General features: G+C 67.9%; 7 protein-coding genes. 5 read left to right on the forward strand and 2 right to left on the reverse strand.

Features of this window, described 5'->3' with window-relative positions; translation table 11 throughout:
- On the forward strand, window positions 1-440 hold a 440-nt coding region (locus sphsw_RS12685), incomplete at its 5' end, for a molybdopterin-binding protein (protein ID WP_031440934.1).
- A gap of 68 nt (window positions 441-508) precedes the next feature.
- Window positions 509-1,234, forward strand: coding sequence for a transcriptional repressor LexA (gene lexA / locus sphsw_RS12690; RefSeq protein ID WP_031440935.1), 726 nt, complete (start codon window positions 509-511; stop codon window positions 1,232-1,234).
- Between the two features lie 160 nt (window positions 1,235-1,394).
- Here the strand turns inward: lexA and sphsw_RS12695 are convergent, their stop codons facing one another.
- Window positions 1,395-3,602: a ComEC/Rec2 family competence protein gene (locus sphsw_RS12695; protein ID WP_235188391.1), complete on the reverse strand. Its 2,208-nt coding sequence runs from the start codon at window positions 3,600-3,602 to the stop codon at window positions 1,395-1,397.
- Window positions 3,603-3,621: 19 nt separating this feature from the next.
- Between sphsw_RS12695 and gltX the strand changes: the two genes are divergently transcribed.
- Genes gltX through sphsw_RS12710 form a run of 3 tightly spaced genes read left to right on the forward strand, consistent with a single transcriptional unit; the run spans window position 3,622 to window position 6,638 of the window.
- Window positions 3,622-5,127: a glutamate--tRNA ligase gene (gene gltX, locus sphsw_RS12700; RefSeq protein WP_081874311.1), complete on the forward strand. Its 1,506-nt coding sequence runs from the start codon at window positions 3,622-3,624 to the stop codon at window positions 5,125-5,127.
- Window positions 5,128-5,152: 25 nt separating this feature from the next.
- Window positions 5,153-6,436: a citrate synthase gene (locus tag sphsw_RS12705; protein WP_031395755.1), complete on the forward strand. Its 1,284-nt coding sequence runs from the start codon at window positions 5,153-5,155 to the stop codon at window positions 6,434-6,436.
- Between the two features lies 1 nt (window position 6,437).
- A complete protein-coding gene (locus tag sphsw_RS12710) occupies window positions 6,438-6,638 on the forward strand; it encodes a hypothetical protein (protein ID WP_031440938.1) in 201 nt (66 codons plus the stop codon).
- On the opposite strand, the gene sphsw_RS12715 is transcribed toward sphsw_RS12710, so the two are convergent.
- Window positions 6,594-7,328: sensor histidine kinase (locus sphsw_RS12715; RefSeq protein ID WP_160172639.1), on the reverse strand; the 735-nt coding region annotated here is incomplete at its 5' end. The two genes, sphsw_RS12710 and sphsw_RS12715, sit on opposite strands and share 45 nt — an antisense overlap.

Here is a 7,328-nt window from a genome sequence, read left to right on the forward strand (position 1 = left end):
TCGGCGATCACGATCTCGTCCGCCCCGCAATCGAGGCGGCGGGCGGCAGCATCGACTTTTGGCGGATCGCGCTGCGCCCGGGCAAGCCGATGATGGCGGGCGCGCTTGGCCGGACGATGCTGCTTGGCCTACCTGGCAACCCGGTCTCCGCCTTCGTCACCGCCATCCTCTTCGTCCGCCCCGTGGTCGCGCACATGCTCGGCGCGCGCGATCCCCTGCCGCAGACGACGCACGCGCTGCTCGGCGAGGATCTTCCGCCCAACCAGTCGCGGACCGACTATATGCGCGCCGAACTGCGCAAGGGTCGCGCCTATGCCTCGACCATCCAGGACAGCTCGATGCTGCTGACGCTCGCCCGTTCGTCCTGCCTGATCATCCGCGACGGCGACGCGCCGGCGGCAAGGGCGGGCGACTCGGCGGAAATCCTCGTCATCGCGTGACGTCACCGCTTGACGAAGCTGCAAGTGTTCCATAGAAGTTCCTCGTCTGTTCCGGACGGAGAACTGTTATGCTCACGCGCAAGCAGCACGAGCTTGTCTGCTTCATCAATGACCGCCTCGCCGAGACGGGCGTGTCGCCCTCGTTCGAGGAGATGAAGGACGCGCTCGACCTGAAATCGAAATCGGGCGTGCACCGTCTGATCAGCGCGCTTGAGGAGCGCAACTTCATCCGACGCCTGCCCAACCGGGCGCGCGCGCTCGAAGTGCTGAGGATGCCCGAGCGTCCCGAGGCTGCAACAGGGCAGACGGCGGCGAAGTCGGGGCCGAAGGTGGCGGCATCGGCCGACACCGTATCTGCGCCGAACACGGCCAGCGCCACGCCCGCGTCGCCCGCCCGCATCGCGGCGAACGACGTCGTCGAGATCCCGCTGCACGGCCGGATCGCCGCCGGCGTCCCGATCGAAGCCTTCGAGGGCAGCTCGATGCTTGCCGTCCCGGCCGCGTTGCTCGGCACTGGCGAGCATTATGCGCTGGAGGTTTCGGGGGACTCGATGGTCGAAGCCGGCATCCTCGACGGCGATTACGCGCTGATCCGCCGTACCGAGATCGCCCGCGACGGCGAGATCGTCGTCGCGCTGATCGAGGACAGCGAAGCGACGTTGAAATATTTCCGCCGCGAGGGCGCGATGGTCCGGCTCGACCCGGCCAACCGCGCCTATGACCCCCAGCGTTATGCGCCCGCACAGGTCCGGGTTCAGGGCAAGCTGTCGGGTATCCTGCGCCGCTACGACTGACGAATGCCGGGTGGCGCTGGCGGTCATCACCGCCACGCAACCGGCAGTGGCGTTCGTGACCAACGGCCCCAGGCACCATCGTCCGCGTTTCGGAATTGCGGCCCTCCCAATCGGAGGCCCCACCTTCGCAGGATCATGACCCGACATACCCAGTCGCGACCTATCGCTCTGACCACCCCCGAGCCGGCACCCGAAACCGGACCGACGCCGCCCCCCCGGCCAGCCCATGCTGATCGCCCGCCGCCCCGAACCGTCGCATTGGCCGCGCCAGCGTCGGTGGATCGCGCCACGGGTGCCGGTCCCCCGGATTGAGCACCGTCACCATCCGCCCCGCGGTCAACGTCAACGCGATCCCCCCGGTCCGCGCGAGCACCGATCGATCGAGCTTCAGCCATCGCGGCGTACAACCACGCGGCAGCCCGCGCTCGCTGATGACGATGTCCGCGCGCCGGCAGGCGGCAAGCATCTCGGCGATCGGCACCCGGTAAACGCTGCGCGTTGCCAGCACACGCCACGCCCGCCCCCGCGCGACGACATCCGTCAAGCACAGCTCGCGGCTGCACCGCGCGTCGGGCTGATCCGCCAGCAGCAGCGGTTCTCCGTCGACCCCGCCATTCTCCGCCAGCGTATCGCGGACATAGTCCCCCGCCCGATCGCGAAGAAGTGCAAGCCCTGCGGCGGTCCGGACCGCGACGTGGCGGCCATCGCCCGTCACAAGGATATCGGGTGACGGCGTCGTCAGCGCCCAGATCGCGCCGACCGCCAAGGGCAGGATTCCGATCCGTCGCCACCGCGTCCGCCACAGCGCGATCCACACCCCGCCGACGACCATCAGCGCAAACGCCCCGTCGGGAACCGCCGGCAGCGCGCGGACCGCGCCCGGTGCATGCGCCACGCCGCGCGCGAGCCACAGCAGCGCGTCAAGCGCATGCTGCACCAGCCACCAGGCCGGCGCGCCGAGCCCGATCGTGTCGAGCAGCAGCGCCAGCGCCTCGAACGGCATGACGACGAACGTGGTCAGCGGGATCGCGACGATATTGGCGACCGCGCCGTACAGCCCGGCCTTGTGGAAATGATAGACCGCGATCGGCATCAGCGCCGCCTCGACGACGAGCCCGGTCAGCAGCAGCGACGCGGCGCCCCGCAACAGGCGTCTGCCGCGGCCCTCGTCATGCGGCGCGAACGTGGCACGGACGACGGGATGCTCGTGCAACGCGATGATCGCGGTGATCGCGGCAAACGACAATTGAAAGCTCGGTCCGGCGAGCGATTCGGGCAGCGCGAGCATCACCGCGATCGCCCCCGTCGCGACCAGCCGCAACGTCATCGCCTCGCGCCCCATCGCCAGCGCGACCAGCACCAGCAACGCCGCGACGCAGGAGCGGATCGTCGGCACCTGGCTGCCCGTCAGCACGGTGTAGCCGATCGCCGCTGCGGCACCGGCAAGCGCGGCGATCAACGGCAGTCGCGTGTGCAGCGCGAGCCATGGGCTGAGCGCCAGCAGCCGCATCACGATCAGCATCGTCGCGGCGACCGCCGCGGTGATGTGGAGGCCGCTTACCGAAAGGAGATGCGCCAGCCCGGCGCGGCGCATCGCCTCCGCATCCGCGTCGCTGATCGCGCCGACGTCGCCGGTCGCCAGCGCCGCCGCGATCCCGCCCGCGCTCCCGTCAAGCTGCGCGACGATATGCCGCGACAGCGCCACCCGGACGCCAGCGCCGCCGCGGCCCGGCTCTGCTACCACCACAGGCGAAAAGCCCCGCCCCGTCGCGCCGATCGCGCCGAACCAAGCGACGCGCGCAAAGTCATAGGCGCCGGGCACCGCCGGCAAGGGCGGCGGCATGAGTCGCGCGCGAAGCTTTATGGTCGCGCCGATCGCGAGCGTCGCCGGCGCATCCGCCTCTGCCAGGTTGACGCGGACGCGGCCGGGCAACTCAGCCGGCGCGCCATCGGCGTCCTGCCCCGGCCCGACCGGCCGCACCGTCAACCGCACCAGCCGACGCGCGACGAGCGGTTCGATCGTCTCGACCCGCGCGGACAGCTGCACGAATGTCGGCCCCGCGAGCACCGGTGCCGCCACCCGGTCCGATCGTACCCAGATCAGCCCGATGCCGAGCGCCGCCGCAATCGCGCCGATCGCGAGCATCCGCGCCGCGCGCCCGCCGCGCCCCGCCGCAAGTCCGGCCAACCCGCCAGCGACCAGCACCAGGATCGCGGTGCCCCATGCCGCGGGATCGGGCAGCACGAACCACAGTGCGATGCCGCCGCCAAGCCCGACCGGCAACCAGGTTATGAGCTGATCGCGCTCCGCCTCCAGCCAGCGTTCGATCGCCCGGCCCGGCTCCGCCATCCAGGGCGGCACGCCCATTTGTCGCCGCCGGGGACGCATGCTAGAGGCGGCGACGGCTGATCCGGCCATCGTTTCTACAGTCTGGGAGCACCCGCGGTTGGGCGCAATATCTGATACGGATGCCGTCGTTTCGGCCGCACCCGTGGTTACTCGTTTCGCTCCGTCGCCGACGGGGTTCCTGCATCTTGGCGGCGCACGCACGGCGTTGTTCAACTGGCTGTTCGCCAAGGCGAACGGCGGCAAATTCCTGCTGCGTATCGAGGATACCGACCGCGTGCGGTCGACCCAGCCGGCGATCGACGCGATCATCGACGGCATGCGCTGGCTGGGGATCGACTGGGACGGCGACGTCGTCATGCAGTTCGCCGGCGCCGATCGCCACGCCCGCGTCGCGCACCAGATGGTCGAGGCCGGCCACGCCTATCGCTGCTACATGACCAATGACGAGATCGCGGCGATGCGCGCGGAGGCGCAGGCGGCCAAGAAGCCGCTCCGCATCCGCAGCCCGTGGCGCGACCGTCCGGCAAGCGAGGCCCCCGATCTTCCCCATGTCGTCCGCCTGCGCGCGCCGCAGGAAGGTGCGGTCACGATCGAGGATCGCGTCCAGGGATCGGTGACGGTCCGCAACGAGGAAATCGACGATCTCGTCCTCCTCCGTTCGGACGGCACGCCGACATACATGCTCGCGGTCGTCGTCGACGATCACGACATGGGCGTTACCCACGTCATCCGCGGTGACGATCATCTCAACAACGCGTTCCGGCAGCTGCCGATCTACCGCGCGATGGACGCGATCGAGGGCGGCTGGCCCGATCCGATCTATGCGCACATCCCGCTGATCCACGGCCCCGATGGTGCCAAGCTGTCCAAGCGTCACGGCGCCGTCGGCATCGAGGCGTATCGCGACGAGATGGGCATCCTGCCCGAGGCGTTCGACAATTACCTGCTGCGGCTCGGCTGGGGGCACGGTGACGACGAGATCATCAGCCGCGAACAGGCGGTCGAGTGGTTCGACCTGTCGGGCGTCGGCAAGTCGCCCTCGCGCTTCGACCTGAAGAAGCTCGAGAATCTGAACGGCCACTATATTCGCGAGGCCGATGATGCGCGTCTGGCCCAGCTCGCCGCCGATCGGCTCGGCCATGCCCTGCCCGGTGGCGGACTCGACCTTCTGACTCGCGCCATGCCGGTCCTGAAGCCACGTGCAGCGAACCTGAACGAACTCGCCGAAGGTTCGAATTTCCTGTTCAGCCAGCGACCTTTGGCGATGGATGACGCCGCAGCGAGCCTTTTGCAGGGTGAAGCGAGTGCGATTCTGACGAACGCGCATGCTGAACTTGACGCGCTCGACAAGTGGGATACGGAAGCGCTCGAAGGCGCGGTACGGCGCGTGGCCGAAGCGCGAAGCCTAAAGCTCGGGCAGGTTGCACAACCCCTTCGCGCCGCGCTGACCGGTCGCAAGACGTCGCCGGGAATATTCGATGTGCTCGACCTGCTCGGGCGTGACGAGAGCCTCGGTCGGATCGCCGACCGGATGGCAGACTGATAAGATTTCGAGGAAGGATACAAGCATGAGCGAGACCGCAAACCTCAAGGTCGACGGCAAGGAATTCGATTATCCGGTCATGTCCGGTACGGTCGGCCCCGATGTCATCGATATCCGCAAGCTGTACGCGCAGACCGACAATTTCACCTATGATCCGGGCTTCACCTCGACCGCCTCGTGCCAGTCGAAGCTGACCTATATCGACGGCGATGCGGGCACGCTGCTCCACCGCGGCTACACGATCGGCGAGCTCGCCGAACAGTCGAACTTCATGGAAGTCGCCTATCTGCTGCTGAACGGCGAACTGCCCAGCGAAGAAGAGCTGTCGACCTTCTCGAACACGATCACGCGCCACACGATGGTGCATGAGCAGCTCGCGCAGTTCTTCCGCGGGTTCCGTCGCGACGCGCATCCGATGGCGATCCTGTGCGGCGTCGTCGGCGCGCTGTCGGCCTTCTATCACGATTCGACCGACATCCACGATCCGGCACAGCGCGTCATCGCGTCGCATCGCCTGATCGCCAAGATGCCGACGATCGCCGCGATGGCGTACAAGTACAGCGTCGGCCAGCCGTTCGTCTATCCGGACAACACGCTGAGCTACACCGGCAACTTCCTGAAGATGACGTTCGCCGTGCCAGCGGAGAAGTACGTCGTGAACCCGATCGTCGAAAAGGCGATGGACCGCATCTTCATCCTCCACGCCGATCACGAGCAGAATGCGTCGACCTCGACCGTCCGTCTCGCCGGCTCGTCGGGCGCCAACCCGTTCGCGTGCATCGCGGCCGGCATCGCCTGCCTGTGGGGCCCAGCACATGGCGGCGCCAACGAAGCCGCGCTCAACATGCTGCACGAGATCGGTACGGTTGACCGGATCCCCGAGTTCATCGCCCGCGCGAAGGACAAGAACGATCCGTTCCGCCTGATGGGCTTCGGCCACCGCGTCTACAAGAACTACGATCCGCGTGCGGCCGTCATGCAGACGACCGTCAAGGAAGTGCTCGGCGAGCTGGGTGTCACCGACCCCGTGTTCGACGTCGCGATCGAGCTCGAGCGTCTGGCGCTGAGCGATCCCTACTTCATCGAGAAGAAGTTGTTCCCGAACGTCGACTTCTATTCGGGCGTCATCCTCTCGGCGATCGGCTTCCCGACCTCGATGTTCACCGTTCTCTTCGCGCTTGCCCGCACCGTCGGCTGGGTCGCGCAGTGGAACGAGATGATCACCGATCCCGACCAGAAGATCGGCCGTCCGCGCCAGCTCTACAGCGGCCCGACGCAGCGCGACTATACGCCGATGGCGTCGCGCTGAGATGAAGCTCCGGCCGATCCTGATGGTCATCGGCGTGATGTGCGCGCTGATGGGGTTCCTGTGGATCGGCCAGGGGCTTGGATATGTCCATTGGCCGCGATCGAGCTTCATGCTCGATCAGCGGCCTTGGGCGGACCGCGGCGCCGCGCTCGCGGTATTAGGCCTGGTACTGATCCTGGCCGCGCGTCGCCTGCGTCGGTAACGACAACACGAACCGAGCCCCCTCGCCGATCGCGCTGTCGATCGTCAGGTCGCCGCCCATCGCGCGTGCCAGCCGCCGCGCGATATAGAGCCCGAGGCCGTTGCCGCCCGGCTCGGACGCGTCGACCCGCTCGAACTTCTCGAAAATTCGCGCATGATCCGCGGGCGCCACGCCCTTGCCGGTATCCGCGACGACGACGGTCACCTGATCGCTCCCCGTATGCGTCGTCACCTGCACCGCGCCACCCGACTGCGAATAGCGCACCGCGTTGCCGATCAAATTGACCAGGATCTGCAACACGCGCCGGAAATCACCGCGCGCGACGACGCGGGCTTCCGCGGCGGGCCGGGTGATCGTCACGTTTGCGTTGCCCGCCCGCACCGCCAGCAGCCCGGCAGCACGCCGCGCAATATCGGCCAGATCGATCGTCTCGAGAAGCAGCGCGAAGTCGGGCCGCTCGACCGCCTGAAGATCGACCAGATCGTCGACCAGCGCCAACAGATGGCGGCCGGCATTGGCGATATCTGCCGCATAATCGGCATAATCGGGCTGCACCAGGCCATCGGTCTGCGCATGGATACTGTCGGCGTTCGCAACGATGCGCGCCAGCGGCGTCCGCAGCGCACGGTCTAGCCCGGCGGTGAAGGTCGGCGACAGCTGGTCCGCCCCCGCCGGCCGCGGCTTGGCGGG

It is taken from the genome of Sphingomonas sp. FUKUSWIS1 (assembly GCF_000733135.1).
Lineage (GTDB): Bacteria > Pseudomonadota > Alphaproteobacteria > Sphingomonadales > Sphingomonadaceae > Sphingomonas > Sphingomonas aerolata.